The sequence below is a fragment of the Halobacillus salinarum genome, from assembly GCF_022919095.1.
Classification (GTDB): domain Bacteria; phylum Bacillota; class Bacilli; order Bacillales; family Halobacillaceae; genus Halobacillus_B; species Halobacillus_B salinarum.
Genome location: NZ_CP095073.1, coordinates 426820 through 442114 on the forward strand (window position 1 = coordinate 426820; position 15295 = coordinate 442114).

The following is a 15295-nucleotide window of genomic DNA, read 5'->3' on the forward strand; positions in this document are numbered from 1 at the left end:
ATCATGAAAAAAGGAGAGGACAAGATGAAAAAGATTTTAGGAGCGGTATGTGCTGCAGGGATAATCATATCCTCATCCATTACCGGGGTATCTGGGGTAAGCGCAGCAAGTCTTTCACAAAATGACAAAGAGGTTGAGGATAATAACTCGAAAGAAACCGCTCAAGATCTTAAGCTTGGGGAATTCCAAGGAGAGGAAGCAACAGCAGACGTATTGGGAAATTTCTCAACTGAATCAGACCAAGACTGGTATGAGGTTACTTTACCAAGTAGAGGGGTTATTGAAGTAGATTTTTATGAGGAAAATGATGATTTTATTTCCCACAGTGATTCACCTTACATTGATATGTTTTCTACACGTAAAGACGGAATTTATGGGAATGTTCAATACTATGAAGGTATCACAGACTTTGAAAAATATGGTATAGATGGAAAGGGGTTTATTTGGGGAAATCATCTTCCAGATAATAAATTGTTTATTCGTTTAAAAGATGATAAGCGTTTTAAAACAAAAGATTATCACATGAAATTGACTTTTACACATAACCGTGTTGGTGATAATGATCCCCTTGAGCCTAATACCTATTTTTCTAATGAGTACCATTACTATGAAATGACACCTATTAAAGAGGGTGAATTAGTTACTTCTAAATGGAATAGTTCCGTGGATTACCGTGATAATTTTTCTATTAACCCTAGTTCCAATAAAGGTACGTTATCATTTGAAGTCCACCACACGGACAAAGAGATAGAATACTTTAACTTTGATAATCATACAAGGTATGACTTATATGCAGAAACAAATTCTGGAACTTATGAAATGATTGACGCAGTCATACCTCAGGGAATTCCAAACAAAATAGTCAAAGATGAAGTAGAAGTAAATAACTCTAACTATACTGGAAAATATGTACTAATGGTGGAGAATTCCAGGTTTATAGACAGTTATCAAGTGAAGATGGACTTTGAAGATAAATCTTCCAATGAACTAGAACCTGACCCAAAACCAGAGCCAGAGCCTGACACTCAAGCTCCAGGGGAAGTGAAGAACCTAAAAGTCAATCATGTCTCTGAATCAGAAATAACTTTTGAATACACTCTTCCTTCCGAAGAAGATTTCGACCATGTTAATGTATTGCGAAACGGTCACCAGGTGGATACTTCTAATAAATCAACATTCACAGATCAAGGCTTATCTCCGAACACAAAATATACTTATACTATCAAAACTGTTGATGAGAAAGGTAATGAAAGCAAAGGAGTCACAAAAAGTGTAACAACTCAAAAACACCTGGAGCGGATTTCAGGGACAACTCGCTATAAGACAGCTTCAGCTTTTGCAAATAAAGTGGCACCTCACTCCTTGGGTGCAGTCTTTATAGCATCCGGTAAAAATTATCCCGACGCTTTAGCTGGAGGAGTATTAAACCACTCAAATAACGGAATGGTGCTGCTCGTTCAAGATAAAGGGGATATTGTTACCCATAAAATTAATGAAGTGAAGCGTCTACTTAAAAAAGGTGGTAAGGTCTACATCTTAGGCGGACCAGGCGCTGTCTCTGAAAAGATTAAAAAGCAATTTGAAAGACACTTTTCGGTAGAAAGAATTGCTGGAAATACTCGAGTTAAAACAGCCATTGAAATTGCCAATAAAGTAGATGCAAATCCTAATGAAATATTCGTTTCCTACGGGTTTAACTTTGCTGATGCACTGGCCATTGTTCCATATGCTTCAGAAAAAGAAATTCCAGTTCTATTAAATGGTTCGAAAAAAGAATTAAGCAGTGAATTAAAAAACTACATCCAAACTCATCCATCCATTAAAAAAGTAACGATTATAGGTGGTCCGGGAGTTGTTTCCCAAAGTTCTGAACTCTCCTTAAAACAAATGGTAGGTTCTGTAGAGCGGGTGAGTAGTACTACGAGAGAATTAACGGCACTAGCTATTGCGAAAAAATATTATGGAGATACCAATAAGGTGGCGATTTCAAATGGCCAACGATTCCCTGATTCTTTAAGCGGGAGCCGGTTTGCCTTTAAAAACGGAATGCCTATCCTTTTAGTCACTGAAGACAAGATGAAACCAGAAGTACGGAACTTTGCTGAAAAAGCAGATAGTTTCTATTTCTTCGGAGGTTCTGGAGTTATTTCAGATCAACTAAAAAATTCTTTGAAATAAGAAAAACATCTACAGAGTTGTAACCATTTGGTTGCAACTCTGTAATCTAAGATAGGATTGATACTATGAAAAAAAGCCCTTATACCTCCCTCTATCCAACCCTCCAGGTACTAGCTGAACGAGTGTATGGTTCAGGAGCATTTACCTTGGCCTTTCCTTTTTATAGGGAAAAAGAATTATTTCATTTTGCTTGAGCTGTTGACATCTTTCTGTAACAATTCTATACTTTATGTAAGCCCTTTCATAAACAGGGGCGTAATTTTTTACTCTTTTTCGAAAACGTTTTCGAAACCTGTACATACAGGTAGCTCTAAAATGACCCCGTTCATTTTATTGACTATATTTTTTTCTATTAAAAGGAGGAACCAACATGAAGTTTGGAAAGAAGGCATTTGGCGGTTTAGTCTTTATATGCTTATTGTTGGCGCTGGCGGCTTGCAGCAGTGGGGACAAATCATCGGGAGGAAGTTCTGATGAAGCGTCCGGCGACGGAAAAAGCATTACCATTTTCCAAAGTAAAGTCGAAATTTCCGATCAGCTGGAAGAACTGGCGAAGAAGTACACCGATGAAACCGGGGTTAAAGTCGAAATCTGGGGTACAACCGGCGATGATTACTTCTCCCAGCTGCAAATCAAGCTGAACAGCGAACAGGGTCCGTCGATCTTTACACTAGGAAATGAACGCGAAGCAGAGAAGCTGAAATCATACTTATACGATATGAGTGACCGCGATTATGTGAAAAATATCGCACCGAACATGGCTCTGAAGCAGGGGGACAAGCTCGTCGGAATCCCGTACGGCGTGGAAGGCTTCGGCCTCGTCTATAACAAGGACCTCGTGAGCCCTGAAGACGTGAAGGACTACGATTCCTTTGTCAGCACGATGAAAAAATTAAAAGGGGAAGACGTCAATCCGATCAGCCTCTCCCAGGAAGCGTTTTTCTTAATCGGCCATATGAGCAACTATCCGTTCGCCTTACAGGACGATTATAAGAGCTACATTGATAAGCTGAGTGCCGGCGATGTGTCCATGGCCGACACAGAAGAATTCCAGGAATTCGGCAAATTTATGGAAGCGATCAAAACGTATGCACCAAACCCAATGGACGTCACTTATGATGAAGAGATGGGTGACTTTGCCACCGGGAAGACAGCGATGGTTCACCAGGGAAACTGGTCGTACGGCATGCTCAGCGACTATGATGTCGACTTTGACATCGGCATGATGCCGTTTCCGCTGATGGGCAATGACAAGCTTGCCGTCGGTGTCGGTGGAAACTGGGCCGTCAATGGCAACAAGAGTGAAGAAGAAATCAAAGCAGCGAACGACTTTCTTGAATGGCTCCACACGAGTGAAACCGGCAAGAAATACATCGTTGAAAAATTCGGCTTCATTCCGGCGATGACCAATATTGAAGCAAACGATCTCGATCCACTTTCCCAAGCGGTGCTGGATGCTTCCAACAGCGGGGAGACGATTCCTTGGGCAATTAATTATTATCCTGCAGGCGTCATCCAGAACGACCTGACTCCGGCGGCCCAGCAGTTCTTCCTCGATGAGAAGATGAAAGGCAACGATTTTATTAAAGATATGGATAAGGCGTGGGATAACGCAACGAAATAGCATAAGACGTGGACATGCTCACTGGGCTGTCCACGCTTCTTTTAATCTCAAGGAAAGAGGGGATCGACGTGACCAGACGCAAGCACTGGGCGTGGTTTTTATTATTTACCGGCCCGTTACTGATTATCTTTTTGACGGTTGTCATCGTCCCGTTTATCGTCGGAAGCTTCTACTCGTTTTTTCAATGGGACGGCATCAGCGCGAATCCGAAAGTATTCACCGGCTTTGAAAATTACATCAAGCTGCTGGATGATCCGCGGTTTATGGAATCGGCATGGGCGACGGTGAAATTCACGATCTTTTCAGTGATTTCCGTAAACGTTGTCGGCCTGACCTTTGCGTTGTTTGTCACTTCGAAGCTGAAAATCTCCAATACCGCAAGGACGATGTTTTTTATGCCTTATTTAATCGGCGGATTAATTCTAGGCTATATCTGGCAGTTCGTCTTTTCCGATGTATTTAAACTGATCGGGGAAATGACCGGGCTTGATTCGATCTTTTTCAACTGGCTGCTCGATCAGGATTTTGCCTTGTATGCGCTCGTGTTTGTATTTACGTGGCAGATGGCCGGCTACGTGATGATCATTTACATTACCGGCTTACAGGGAATTCCGAATGACATCATTGAAGCGTCCAGAATCGATGGAGCGAGCACGTGGCAGCAGCTGCGGAAAATTACATTTCCATTGTTAATGCCCGCGTTTACGATCAGCTTGTTTCTCACGTTGTCACAGGCGTTCAAAATCTATGACGTGAACCTGTCATTGACCAACGGCGGTCCGGCGAATGCGACCGAGCTCTTCGCGATGAATATCTTCAATGAAATCTTCGGCTACGGCAATTATGGCTACGGCCAGGCGAAAGCGATTGTTTTCTTCATCATTGTCGCGGTGCTTGCCCTGACCCAGGTGTACATTACGAAAAAGCGGGAGGTAGAAATGTAATGAACAAACCAGGCTTATATATACGGGAAGTCCTGTTATTTTTGCTCGCGCTTTTGTTTCTATCCCCGATCTACATAGTGGCCGTCAATTCGTTCAAGGACCGGTCTGCGCTTTATGAAAACGTCCTCGCCCTGCCGACCCAGTTCAACATGGAGTATTACCAGCGGGCGATGGAAAAAATGAACTTCATGACCGCGTTATTTAACTCGCTGTATATTACCGTGATTTCAGTCATTATTATCGTCATTCTTTCTTCGATGACCGCGTGGATGCTCGCCCGCACGCCTCATAAAATAAGCAACGTCATCTTTATGCTGTTTATTGCGACGATGCTGATCCCGTTCCAGACGATCATGATGCCCTTGATGGAATTAATGGATACGATCATGGATACGACGGGGCTGCAGATGCTCAACACACGCGGCGGCCTGATCTTTATGCACGTCGGCTTTAACTCGGCCATTTCCGTGTTTTTGTACCACGGCTTTGTGAAATCGATCCCGATCTCGCTTGAAGAAGCGGCGACGATTGACGGAGCCTCGAAATTCGGGATTTTCTGGCGGATCATCTTCCCGATGCTGAAGCCGATTACCGTGACGGTGTTAATCATTAACGTCATCAGCATTTGGAACGACTACCTCTTGCCATCATTGACGCTGACATCCACCGAGCTCCGGACGATTCCGCTGTCGACGTTTTATTTCTTCGGGGAATTTACGATCCAGTGGAACTTGGCGATGGCGGGGCTTGTCCTGACGATAATTCCGGTCATCATTTTCTATTCACTTGCCCAGAAGCACATCATTAAAGGCATTGGGGAAGGTGCGGTGAAATAAAAAGGAGGAATGAACGTGCTGAGCTATTCAGGAATCTTCGGGTTTATCCATTTTTTGTCGAGCTGGTTTATGCGCTTTGCCGTGACCAATCTGTTATGGGCTGCCGTCAACCTGCCGATTGCGTTTATTCTTGTAAGCAGCTTCGCGAATACGGGGACTGTCAGTGAAGCGTCGTACCTGCCTTTATTCATTTTACTGCCTCTGTTGTTTTTTCCGAGTACAACCGCCTTGTTTGGCATGGTCCGCGACTGGATGATGGACGAGGAGCACAGTTCGCTTATGCGTAATTATTTTTCTCACTTGAAAAAGAATTATAAAATGAGTATGGGAGCGGGCTGGATCTGGACGGTGATCTGGGCCGTGTGGCTCGTTGATTTCCGCTATTTTTCAGAGCTGAATGACTTGGCGGGCTTCGTGATGAGAATAGCCGGCGTGCTTCTCGTTGTCATGAACGTCCATTTTCTGTCGCTCAGCGTGCATTACCATATGAATATCTTCGCCAGGCTGAAAAACAGTGCGCTGCTCACAGTCGGCCGTCCTTTACTGACGCTCGGGACAGCCGCCGTCTGTGTCTGCGCTGTTTACGCCAGTTTTTCCATCTGGTTTTTATTCCTCTTTTTCACAGGCTCTGTAACCGCCTGTGTATCGTTTTATTTGTTTTACAAAACGAGCTTGAAAATGAAAGCAAAAGCTGAAGAAGCACACGCATAGAAAGCAGGTGACCATGTGGCTACCATCAAGGATGTTGCCAAACAGGCAGGGGTCTCGGTCAGTGTCGTATCGAAGGCATTGAATGATTACGAAGACATTAATGATAAAACGAAGAAGCGCATTCTAAAGATCGCAGAAGAATTGAACTATACACCCAATCTCGCCGGAAGAAATCTGTCTTCGAAGAAACGAATGACGATCGGACTGATTTCCTCCGCCGTTTTTAATACGAATAAAAAAGATACCAACGCCTATGAAGTGATCAAAGGCATTTATACAGGGGTCGATGAAGAGCAGCTGGAGCTTGCGATCTTCCTAATGGATTCCCAAAAGCAGAAGCAGAAAAGCTACACCCAGTTCTGCCGCGAGCGGAATATCGGCGGGGCGATCCTGCACGGGCTGAGGACCGATGATCCGTACTTTAAGGAGCTGCTTGATACGAACATTCCGTGCGTGAATATTGATTTCCGCACCGACAGCCAGGCAGAAAACGTCGGCAGTGTGGCGATCGATAATAAAACGGCAGGCGAGGAAATGGCAGACCACCTGCTTACGCGCGGGCACCGCGATATCGCAATTATGGCAGGGACCGAGGAAACGTTCGTCAACATCGAGCGACTGCAAGGCGTCAAGCAGGGCTTTGAGAAACATAACGTAGACTTCCCGGAGTCTGCGGTTCTTTATGCCGATTTTTCAGAAGAAAAAGCGTACGAGCTTGCAAAGGATTATTTAGCGGAGCACCGCCCGACGGCGTTTCTCTGCTTCAGCGACTTAATGGTGTACGGGGTGATGAAGGCGGTGACGGAAGCAGGGTTGAAGGTGCCTGATGACTTATCACTGATCGGGTTTGATGACATTCCGTTCAGTGCGATTACCCATCCGCCGCTCACGACCGTGCATCAGGACTTTTTTGAAATCGGCAGGCAGGCGGCTAAGCTGCTGATGGATATTATGAAAGACTATCACTTTGAAAACCATGTCGTCGTCGATCACGAGCTGATCGAACGCGAAAGCGTGAAGGACTTAAATGAATCGTAAAGGAGCAGAGCCATGGATTACAGTGTCATAAAAGAGGGAGATTTGTTTTTCACAACGGAAAAAAACGGCGACCTGCATGCGGATGACAAAGGGTACGGCCTCTACACGCAGGATACAAGGTTTTTAAGCACCTTTACCGTGACGGTGAATGGCGAGAAGCCCGAGCTGCTTTCCTCCCGTGACGACCAAAACTATACAGCATCGATCCGGCTGGCCGCGACCGTCCAGGACGAGGGTGCGACGGAGCTCCTGCGGGAACGCTATATCTATGATGGCGTGCTCTACGAACGGTTGAGCGTCACCAATTATTTTCTTCAAAAAAGAACCGCGGACGTAGCGGTTGAGCTTGATGCGGACTTTCAGGATATGTTTATCGTAAGGAACTTCCAGAGCGGGGAAGTCGGCGAGAAAACCGGCTGTACATATCAAACGCATGCCTTTCAAGCGGGTTATCAGAGTAAAGACGGCGTCGTAAAAGAAACGGTCGTCGAATGGGACCGGGAAGCGGTGCTTGCCAATGAGCAGGAAGGCATCCGGTTCACGCTTGAACTCGGCCCCCAGGAAACAAAGACGATTACGTTTACGATTACCCCGGTGATCGACGGTGAAAAGAGCCCGGCGCTTCCGTTTGACGACGGCCTGGCCCTTGTTCAGGCGTCTTATGAAAAGTGGCTGGAAAAAGGCACCCGGATCGACAGCGACCTGCCACTTCTGAATGACGTCTATCAACGAGGCGCGGTCGATACGCGGATGCTTTTAACGGACATCGGCTTCGGCAGCCTGCCCGTCGCCGGCGTTCCGTGGTTTTCCGTGCCGTTCGGGCGTGACAGCTTACTTACGTCGTTATTTATGCTCGCCTACCAGCCGGAGTGCGTAAAAGGGACGTTACGCACGCTTGCCCATTACCAGGGGAAAGAAGTCGTTCCGGAACGCGAGGAGCAGCCCGGGAAAATCATGCACGAGCTTCGTTTCGGCGAGCTTGCCGCCACCGGTCAGATTCCCTTTTCTCCATACTACGGAACCGTCGACGCGACCCCGCTGTTTGTCATAACCGCCTGCGAATACTACAAATGGACAGGCGACCTCGCCTTTATTGAAGAGCTCAAGCCTGCGTTAGAAAAAGCGATCAACTGGATCGACCGTTACGGCAGTGTGAAAGGCGACGGCTTTGTCCAGTATCAGCCTTCGTCTGACAACAGCTTTGTCAACCAGGGCTGGAAGGATTCCGATAACTCGAATGTCCACGAGGACGGGACACTCGCAAAAGGTGCAATCGCTCTCGCAGAAGTGCAGGGCTACGTCTACCAGGCAAAATACAGCCTGGCTGCTATTTACCGGAAGCTCGGGGAAAAGAAGCGGGCAGACGAGCTGGAAAGCGAAGCAGGAGAGCTTCGGGAAGCGTTTGAACAGGCGTTCTGGATGGAAGAGAAGAAGTTTTATGCACTGGCGTTAGACGGGGAAGGTAAACAGGTGAAAGCCCTCACCTCAAACCCGGGCCATGTGCTGATGGCAGGCCTGCTTGAGCCGCGCCGGGCGAAAAGCATCGTGAACAAGCTTCTTGATAAAGACCTGTTCTCAGGCTACGGAATCCGCACGATGGCTGAAAATGCCACCGGCTATTATCCGATGAGCTATCATAACGGAAGCGTCTGGCCGCACGACAACGCCTTAATCCTGCTCGGCCTCACGAAAAGCGGCTTCAGCAGCCAGGCGATGAAAGTCGTCGAAGGACAGCTGGCAGCGGCCCGCCAGTTTGAGCACTACCGGCTGCCGGAATTATTTTGCGGCTATGACTCTAAGCTCGGCCACCTCGTATCTTACCCGACGACCTGTTCACCGCAGGCGTGGGCAGCGGCCTCATCGTTTGTATGGATTCAGGCGATGGTAGGCATTGAACCTGATGCGTTAACGGGAGAAATCACCCTTAACCCGGTGTTCCCTGAAGGGATGACGTGGTTAAAGATAGAAGGCATGGCAGCAGGGAACGGAAAGGTTTCCTTGCTCGTTACGAAGGAAGCTCAAGGCTTTAAAGTGGAGATTCTGGACAACACGACCGGCTGGACGATCAAGGAAAAGCAAATGGTTCATTGAGGGAGTGCCTGGACTTTGAAAAAGAGTCCAGGCGCTTTTTTTAGCGGACGCTTCCTATGGTAAAATAAACCTAACCATCATTAGAACACGGAGGAACACATATGAAGCTAACGATCGTAACCGTCGGCAAGCTGAAAGAAAAATACTTAAAACAGGGCATCGAGGAATACGTCAAACGTCTCGGCCCGTACGCCAAAGTCGAGATCGTCGAAGTGCCCGACGAAAAAGCCCCCGAGAACTTAAGCGAAGCCGACATGGAAGACGTGAAACGGAAAGAAGGCGAGCGCATCCTCGCCAAAATCAGCCCCGACAGCTACGTCATCACCCTCGAAATCAACGGCCAGCAGCTCACCTCAGAAAAGCTCGCCAAAAAAATGGACGAGCTGGCGACCTACGGCAAAAGCAAGGTAGCGTTTGTGATTGGCGGGTCGCTGGGACTGAGTGATAAAGTGCTGGACCGGAGTGATTTTGGGCTGTCGTTTTCCAAGATGACGTTTCCTCATCAATTGATGCGGTTGATGCTGGTGGAGCAGGTGTACAGGGCGTTTAAGATAAATCGTGGGGAGCCGTATCATAAGTGATGGAAATGTTTCATTAATATAAGTGATACCGATGTAGAGAAATAACTAAAAACCAAATATTGGATTATTTTAGTGTTTAATGGTACATTTAACCTATGAATATTCTTACTAAATTATTAAGGGGTGGTTAATATGGCTGTTAAACATATACCAACTGGAATTGTCCATAGTGGAGCTAAAGGTGGAAATACTGAATGTGGATTTAATACTAAGGAAAGTCCTAGTCACTGGGTAAATACAAGTTCAAGAATTACTTGTGATAAGAATGGTTGTAAAAACTAATTTTTCTATTTATTACTCTAATTTAATTGGAATTTATTAAGGAGATACGAAGGTCATCCCTCCTGAGTAAATGAATTTTATTGATTCGATATACTGTTGATATAGATAAGTATCCTGATGAGTTCATTTTGTCGATGAGCTCATCTTTTTTGTGCATTAAAAAAGCCATCGACTGCATTTGCAATCCATGGGTGATCACCTGTTGTATTCATTTAACTTCTGACCTCTTTCAATGCCAGTAAATCCTGGATGAAGTCCGAGGCCTGACTCCTGGTTAAGTCTTTGCTTCGATCGACGTTAAAACTCATCTTCATGATTTCTTTAGCAACTTCCGTCTGCAGATTCATCTCATCGATGATGTTGAAGATCATCTGCAGCTGAGCTTTCGTCACCTTATCTGCATGTTGATTTCTCGTCGGTCGTTTTGGGAAATCTTCAATGTCCTGAGTGAAGATGCCACTGGATCGTGTTGCGGATAAGACAGCATCGATCAACGCCCGTTTCTTCGCCATCTTCAAAACGGTGTTAACGATAGAATAGGGATTTTGTTGTTGGAATGATGATTCTTTACTGTTACAGGAACCCAGCCCTTCTGTTTCAATGATTTTATTATCTTTCCGGATGAATGTCATCTTCACTTCATAAGCAAAGATACCTTTCTCCCAATCTTCAATGCGATAGACGACATCTGCGGTCTTGGAGAATCCGAATACATCACACAGCTTCTCTGCACCTGGCTTTAGTAACGTAGGCTTAGAGAAACCATCAATTAAACCGTAGTCTATTCCCTTTATCATCAAGTCATCTACAAACGTTTGTAGTTGTTGAATGCGTTGTTGTGATTCTGAAGATGAAACGACGATATTGGGTAACGACTGTTTATCGACATTCTCTTTATCGTAAAATGGAATGATATTACCTTGACGATTCTTCATATTAATTTCACCTCCTTTCAATGACTTAAGATTTTCTATGAACCATGTGTGCAAGAATGTTTAGGCTTCTTGCGGTTTGTCGAACCACCGATCTGCCGATTTGATGCTGAATTTGATTCCCTTTAGAAAACAAGGAATGTGACCATTCCAGGGTCTTTGATAACGACTGTTGTGACCCATCATTGAATTTATCCAGCGCTTCACACCATTTATCGATCATCTCTTCACCTTTTGCCGATGTGAAGGTAGCACTGCCTTTCAAGTACTCATGCAATCCTTTATCGATTGACTTCGATTGACCCTCATCTTCATGTGAAGCTTCTACTGTAGCTATAAGATTGTATAGCTTTTTACGTCTTTTGAGCAGCTGAGCAAGCTGGACGTAATCGTTCTTTTCAATTATGAATAGGATTTCTTCGTCTACTTCTTCAAGCTGTTGCTTTAATGATAGTAGTAGCTCATCTACCTCTTTTCTCGATAAATCTTTACCGTTTGTTAAGGCATCTTCGGTTTGGTATCTTTTGAATTTCATCTTCACAATCTCTCCTCCTAATCGCATTTACTTAAAGTGGTGATAACCTTTCAATGTCAGCTTTAATACTTTCCCTTCCTTTTTCCGGTCACTGACTAATATCAACCCGTCGTCCTCAAGCTGCATCAAATCAACTTCACAGATCCCATGCTCCACTAGATATTTAGCAGCAACCCATTTATCTAACTTCTTGGCTTCTACTAAGACTGTTGTTAGTGACTGATTCATTTACTATCACCTCCTTTCATATGCGCTCCTCTCACCACGCAAGTAATCTCTGTAAAGCAAAAAACCGCTATCTATCCACATGGATAAATAGCGGTTTATATAAAAGGGGTGGGGCATTAAACGACCATACCCCTTGTTCATATAGATGTTGTGGTGCCAAGGGAATTTTTGTATATTTCTCTGATGGCTATTGTGCAACCTTAGAACTATCGATAGAATAAGAGATAAGTATAAAAAAAGTAAGATGAGTGAGGTGGACTGGATGGGTATAAAACTCTTCCATAAAACACAAAGAGATTTGGCTGTATCAATAAATAGTGTTATTGATCAATATTGGGATGACAAGATTGATGAATTAGAAATGATAAAAACAATTCAAAACCTGCACGAAGTTAATCAATCTAAAATGGTGAAAGATGGACGATACACCACAATTATTAGTCAACAATGTGGTAAAAAAAGATTGGAAGTAGTAGATCAAGTGATTAATAAATTTGAGATAGATTAAAAGATAAAGACATGTGAAAGTAGCTATTTATTTAAAGCCAATCGAGGCTAGCATAGCTTCAGGCATAATTTATTCTTATGGTTTATCAGTGTTCAGAAATAAACAAGTTACTTACCAAAGCATTTAAGGTGGCATTTTAAAATGATAACAGGCGAATTAAAGAGCAAAGTAGATAAAATATGGGAAATATTTTGGACTGGTGGTATTACTAATCCATTAACGGTTATCGAACAATTTACATATTTACTTTATATTAAAGGTCTTGACGACCGAGAAAAGAAACGGGAGAAAGATAATGAATTTCTTGGTATAGAAGAAGAAGGTTTATTTCCAAAAGATAAACCACAATTACGCTGGTCTAATTTCTCTAATATGGGACCAGAGGAAATGTATCGAGTGGTATCACAAGAGGTTTTTCCTTTTATTAAAAACATGGGTGGAAAAGAATCGGTCTATGCAAAGTATCTAAAAGATGCTGTGTTTGTTATTCCAACTGCATCATTGCTGTCTAGGGTAGTTGCAGGTATAAATGCCTTACCTGATACAACATCGAGTCAGGAAAAGAAAGATACACTCGGTGACTTATACGAGTATCTATTATCGAAGTTAAATACATCTGGTACAAACGGTCAGTTCCGTACACCACGACATATAATCGATATGATTGTAAAACTGATGAAGCCAACACCAGAAGACACTATTGTTGATCCATCAGCAGGTTCAGCTGGTTTTCTTGTGTCAGCAAGTGAATACTTACGAGAAAATCATAATGATATGTTCCATGTACAAGGCTTACGTGAGCACTTTAATAAAAATATGTTTCATGGATTCGAGATTGATAACACAATGCTTCGAATTGGGGCAATGAATATGATGTTACACGATGTAGATCATCCAAACATTAGTTATCGTGATAGCCTTTCTGAGCAAAATAAAGACAGTGAAATGTACACAATGGTTTTAGCAAACCCACCATTTAAAGGCTCATTAGATTATGATTCAGTTTCGGATGATTTATTACGTGTTACCAAAACTAAAAAGACAGAAATTCTATTTTTAAGCTTATTCTTACGATTATTAAAAAAGGGTGGACGTGCAGCTGCTATTGTTCCAGATGGTATTTTGTTCGCGGGCTCTAATGCCCATAAAGCGATTCGTAGTGAAATCATTGATAATCATAAATTAGAAGCCGTAATAAAAATGCCAAGTGGGGTATTTAAGCCTTATGCAGGGGTATCTACAGCCATCCTTATTTTCACAAAAACAGGTGCAGGTGGCACAGAGAATATCTGGTTTTATGATATGAAATCAGACGGCTATTCTTTAGACGATAAACGGTCTCCAGTTGAAGAAAATGATATACCGGATCTCGTAGAACGTTTTGAAAATTTGGATAGAGAAACCGTACGGAAAAGGACTGACCAATCCTTTTTTGTATCAGCAAACGAAGTACGTGAAAATGATTATGATTTGTCAATTAATAAGTATAAAGAGATTGAGTACAAAGAAGTGGAATATGAAGACCCTAGTGAAATCTTAAAGGGAATCGAAAAATATGAAAAAGAAATTCAGGATTCGATAGAAGAATTAAAAGAGTTAATTGTTGGTGTTAATAATGAAAGTTAATAATTTCCAAAACTTATCTTTTATAAATAATGTAGATATCCAAGATTGGAAAGTAGAAAAATTCAGTGATTTATTTACAGATGAATCCCGGAACTCCGATAAGATTAAGAAAAAAGATTATCTCACTGACGGCGCATATCCTATTATTGATCAAGGGAAAGAGTATATAGGTGGATTTACTGATATAAATAATAGAATATATAAAGATACTCCTTTTATCATCTTTGGTGATCACACAAGAAATCTCAAATTTGTAAACTTTCCATCCTATATTGGTGCTGATGGGGTCAAATTATTAAAAAACAAATTTCCTGAAAGCATATTGTCTACTAAATATGTTTACTATTTTCTCAAAACTGTTGATATACCAGACACAGGATATAATCGTCATTATAAATTTTTAAAGGAAGTTATAATTCCTACTCCTCCAATAGATATTCAAAAAAGAATTGTGGGTGTGCTGGAAAAGCTAGAGTTTATTGTTGAAAAGAGAAAGCAACAAATCACAACATTATCAAACTTAAAGAAAAGTATTTTTTATAATATGTTTGGTGATCCAATTTCAAATTGTAATAAATACAAAACAATGTATTTAGAAGATGTTTGTGAAAACATTTTAGGTGGAGGTACACCTAAAAAGTCAAATTTAGAATTTTACAACGGAAACATACCCTGGGTAACACCAAAGGATATGAAAAAATTATACATTGATAGTAGTATTGATAAAATAAATGATTATGCAATTGAGAATAGTTCAGCGAAATTAATTCCTTCAAATTCATTGTTAATGGTAATTCGTAGTGGAATTCTAAAAAAGAAATTACCCGTAGCTATAAATACTGTTTCTGTTGCATTGAATCAAGATATGAAAGCTTTTGTTCCTAAGAAAAATGTAGTGAATAGTGAGTATTTATTATATTTCTTCAAATCATATGAAAGAAAGTTATTAACAACAGTACGTTCTGTAACTGCGGATAACTTAGAATTTAACTCTATAAAAAAAATAAAAGTTCCTGTACCAGCGTTCAATCAACAAATGAAATTTAAAGAGATAATAATTAAGGTCAATAAAAGCGAAGAAAAGTATCAATGTCAGCTTATAGAACTCGAATCTTTATACAATTCTTTAATGCTAAAAGCCTTCAAAGGTGAACTTTTCGAAAATGATTCACCAGTTTGAG

The 15295-nt window shown here is 42.4% G+C and carries 15 protein-coding genes; 12 read left to right on the forward strand and 3 right to left on the reverse strand.

The window, feature by feature from the left end; genetic code table 11:
* Positions 1 to 24 precede the first annotated feature (24 nt).
* From MUN89_RS02385 to MUN89_RS02425, 9 genes are all read left to right on the forward strand, one after another.
* Positions 25 to 2178, forward strand: coding sequence for a cell wall-binding repeat-containing protein (locus MUN89_RS02385; protein ID WP_244711090.1), 2154 nt, complete (start codon positions 25 to 27; stop codon positions 2176 to 2178).
* Positions 2179 to 2548: 370 nt separating this feature from the next.
* Positions 2549 to 3802 (forward strand): sugar ABC transporter substrate-binding protein, encoded by a 1254-nt coding sequence (locus MUN89_RS02390; protein WP_244711095.1) that lies wholly within the window; start codon positions 2549 to 2551, stop codon positions 3800 to 3802.
* A 68-nt stretch (positions 3803 to 3870) separates the two neighbouring features.
* A complete protein-coding gene (locus MUN89_RS02395; RefSeq protein ID WP_244711096.1) occupies positions 3871 to 4746 on the forward strand; it encodes a carbohydrate ABC transporter permease in 876 nt (291 codons plus the stop codon).
* Complete coding sequence (locus tag MUN89_RS02400) at positions 4746 to 5582, forward strand: carbohydrate ABC transporter permease (RefSeq protein ID WP_244711097.1); 837 nt, start codon at positions 4746 to 4748, stop codon at positions 5580 to 5582. Before MUN89_RS02395 ends, MUN89_RS02400 begins: the two co-directional genes overlap by 1 nt.
* Positions 5583 to 5597: 15 nt before the next feature.
* Positions 5598 to 6293 (forward strand): YesL family protein, encoded by a 696-nt coding sequence (locus MUN89_RS02405; RefSeq protein ID WP_244711098.1) that lies wholly within the window; start codon positions 5598 to 5600, stop codon positions 6291 to 6293.
* A gap of 15 nt (positions 6294 to 6308) precedes the next feature.
* The gene (locus tag MUN89_RS02410; RefSeq protein WP_244711099.1) at positions 6309 to 7331 is read left to right on the forward strand and encodes a LacI family DNA-binding transcriptional regulator; all 1023 of its coding nucleotides are present in this window, start codon (positions 6309 to 6311) and stop codon (positions 7329 to 7331) included.
* A 12-nt stretch (positions 7332 to 7343) separates the two neighbouring features.
* Positions 7344 to 9422 carry an amylo-alpha-1,6-glucosidase gene (locus tag MUN89_RS02415; protein WP_244711100.1) on the forward strand — a complete coding sequence of 693 codons (2079 nt, stop codon included), beginning with the start codon at positions 7344 to 7346 and terminating at the stop codon, positions 9420 to 9422.
* A 101-nt stretch (positions 9423 to 9523) separates the two neighbouring features.
* The gene (gene rlmH, locus MUN89_RS02420; protein ID WP_244711101.1) at positions 9524 to 10003 is read left to right on the forward strand and encodes a 23S rRNA (pseudouridine(1915)-N(3))-methyltransferase RlmH; all 480 of its coding nucleotides are present in this window, start codon (positions 9524 to 9526) and stop codon (positions 10001 to 10003) included.
* A 132-nt stretch (positions 10004 to 10135) separates the two neighbouring features.
* On the forward strand, positions 10136 to 10285 hold the full coding sequence (locus MUN89_RS02425) for a hypothetical protein (RefSeq protein WP_244711102.1): 150 nt from the start codon (positions 10136 to 10138) through the stop codon (positions 10283 to 10285).
* A 212-nt stretch (positions 10286 to 10497) separates the two neighbouring features.
* Here the strand turns inward: MUN89_RS02425 and MUN89_RS02430 are convergent, their stop codons facing one another.
* The 3 genes from MUN89_RS02430 to MUN89_RS02440 are packed head-to-tail and all read right to left on the reverse strand — an operon-like array spanning position 10498 to position 11980.
* Positions 10498 to 11220, reverse strand: coding sequence for a hypothetical protein (locus tag MUN89_RS02430; protein WP_244711103.1), 723 nt, complete (start codon positions 11218 to 11220; stop codon positions 10498 to 10500).
* A gap of 25 nt (positions 11221 to 11245) precedes the next feature.
* Positions 11246 to 11758, reverse strand: coding sequence for a hypothetical protein (locus MUN89_RS02435; RefSeq protein WP_244711104.1), 513 nt, complete (start codon positions 11756 to 11758; stop codon positions 11246 to 11248).
* A gap of 21 nt (positions 11759 to 11779) precedes the next feature.
* Entirely contained in the window at positions 11780 to 11980 is a 201-nt protein-coding gene (locus tag MUN89_RS02440; RefSeq protein ID WP_244711105.1) for a hypothetical protein, read from the reverse strand.
* Positions 11981 to 12224: 244 nt separating this feature from the next.
* Here MUN89_RS02440 and MUN89_RS02445 point away from each other — a divergent pair, with 244 nt between their 5' ends.
* The 3 genes from MUN89_RS02445 (at position 12225) to MUN89_RS02455 (ending at position 15294) form a co-directional block, all read left to right on the forward strand.
* Entirely contained in the window at positions 12225 to 12488 is a 264-nt protein-coding gene (locus tag MUN89_RS02445; protein ID WP_244711106.1) for a TIGR04540 family protein, read from the forward strand.
* A 141-nt stretch (positions 12489 to 12629) separates the two neighbouring features.
* Entirely contained in the window at positions 12630 to 14114 is a 1485-nt protein-coding gene (locus tag MUN89_RS02450) for a type I restriction-modification system subunit M (protein ID WP_244711107.1), read from the forward strand.
* On the forward strand, positions 14104 to 15294 hold the full coding sequence (locus MUN89_RS02455) for a restriction endonuclease subunit S (RefSeq protein ID WP_244711108.1): 1191 nt from the start codon (positions 14104 to 14106) through the stop codon (positions 15292 to 15294). Before MUN89_RS02450 ends, MUN89_RS02455 begins: the two co-directional genes overlap by 11 nt.
* The last annotated feature ends 1 nt before the right edge of the window (position 15295 follow it).